This is a genomic window from Dellaglioa sp. CoH-57-MRSF-18 (genome assembly GCF_056781995.1).
This window is the reverse complement of the sequence record NZ_JBXAXX010000184.1, coordinates 1-303: the sequence shown is the minus strand read 5'-3', so window position 1 is coordinate 303 and position 303 is coordinate 1. Positions and strand designations below refer to the sequence as shown.

Annotated in this window: 1 protein-coding gene; it reads left to right on the top strand. The window is 59.7% G+C overall.

The genetic code is table 11. The features are described 5' to 3' along the window. The coding region (locus AC1RPG_RS08655) for a hypothetical protein (protein WP_481762580.1) at nucleotides 1-303 on the top strand (303 nt) is incomplete at both ends.

Below are 303 nucleotides of genomic sequence, written 5' to 3'. Positions count from 1 at the left end.
CAACCATCCTGCCTGGGCGCTGCCGATCCTGCGGGCCTACGGTGTGGCGGAACATCATCGGTGGCCGCACGAGTTCCCTGCGGTCGACGTAGTCACTGCAGCGCTTACCGAACGCCTGGTCAATCCGGTCTCCAGTCGGCCGGCACCGCTCGACTTGGAGTTGGTCCGCGAGAAAGAGGAATACGAATCGGAAGAGATTCCGTGCTCGATCCTCGACATCGACGCGCTCTCCGCACCATGGTTCTTTCTGAAGGTAATGTTCGGCGTCAGCATCATCGCGATCATGTTGATCTGCATCATGCC